Source organism: Micromonospora sp. HNM0581 (assembly GCF_012726175.1).
Lineage (GTDB): Bacteria > Actinomycetota > Actinomycetes > Mycobacteriales > Micromonosporaceae > Micromonospora.
In genome coordinates, this window is the sequence record NZ_JAASAD010000058.1 from 1 (window position 1) to 1,319 (window position 1,319).

The window sequence follows — 1,319 nt, forward strand, 5'->3', positions numbered from 1 at the left end:
CCCTGGGGTTGACCCGGTTTGACGGACAGGGTCGGTAAGTTGATCTCACGCTACCTTGCTCGTTGGCCTGCGGGAATAGGCCGTCGCCTCATACTCGGCCGGGCTCATGTAGTCCAGGGTGGAATGGCGGCGGCGGGTGTTGTACCACCCCTCGATCCACTCGAAGATCGCCGCACGGGCGGCGGCCCGGGTCGGCCACGCCCTCCGGTCGAGCAGTTCGGTCTTGATCGTGGCGAAGAACGACTCCGCGACGGCGTTGTCCCAGCACTGACCCCGCCCACCGACCGACAACCGCACCCCGTTGCGGTCGGCCAGCCGGGCGTACTGCGCACTCGTGTACTGGCAACCCCGGTCGCTGTGGAAGATCACCGGCCCGGTCGGGCGTCGGACGGCGATCGCGTTGGACAACGCCTGAGCGGGCAGATCGGTCCGTAGGTGGTCGGCGGTCGCCCAGCCCACAACCCGGCGTGAGGCGATGTCGATGACGGTGGCGAGGTACAGCCAGCCCTCCCACGTGTGGATGTAGGTGATGTCGCCGCACCAGCGGGTGTCGACCCGGCCGGCGGCGACGTCGAAGTCCCGGCGGATCAGGTCCGCCGACAACGCCGCCCCCGGGTCGGGCACGGTCGTGGTGCGCCACCGCTTCGGCGTGCGGCCGCACAACCCGGCGCCCCGCATCAGCCGGGCGACCCGCTTGCCGGAGTGCCGCCGCCCCTGGGCGGCGAGTTCGGCGCGGACCCGGGGTGCGCCGTAGGTGCCGGCCGAGTCGGCGTGGATCTGCGCGATGCGGGCGGCGAGGTCTGCGTCGTCGCGTTCCCGCCGCGACGGCCCGGCACGGTGCTGGTAGTAGGCGGACCGGGAGACCTCCAGCAGCTCACAGGAACGCTTCACGTTCCCGTCGGGCCGCGCCTTCTCCGCCTCGATGAACGGGTACACGTTCACCGGGTCTCCCTCACGAAGAAAGCCGTGGCCCGTTTCAGGATGTCGACGTCCTCGCGGAGCCGGCGGTTCTCCCGCCGCAGCCGCGCCAGCTCGTCGCGCTCGTCGCTGGTCAACCCGTCGCTGCGGGTGCCGGCGTCGATGTCGGCCTGCCTGACCCACTCACGGACCGCGGTCTCGGTCAGGTCGAAGTCCCTCGCGACCTGCGCCACCGATCGGTCACCCCGCCGGCACACCTCGACGATCTCCGCCTTGAACTCCGGCGTGAACGCTCTGCGCGGCCGGCGTGGTTTCTTGCCCATGCCTTCCATGATGAACATCCTCCCGAGGAGCACACAGCCCCTCTGACCTGGGATGTCCGTCAAACCGGGTCAGGCCCA

General features: G+C 70.3%; 1 protein-coding gene and 1 pseudogene. Both read right to left on the bottom strand.

What is annotated here, in order from left to right:
- Nucleotides 1–45 precede the first annotated feature (45 nt).
- The gene (locus HCA58_RS23055; RefSeq protein WP_169600148.1) at nucleotides 46–942 is read right to left on the bottom strand and encodes an IS3 family transposase; all 897 of its coding nucleotides are present in this window, start codon (nucleotides 940–942) and stop codon (nucleotides 46–48) included.
- A 17-nt stretch (nucleotides 943–959) separates the two neighbouring features.
- Nucleotides 960–1,259, bottom strand: a pseudogene (locus HCA58_RS23060) (transposase); the annotation flags it as partial.
- Nucleotides 1,260–1,319 lie beyond the last annotated feature (60 nt).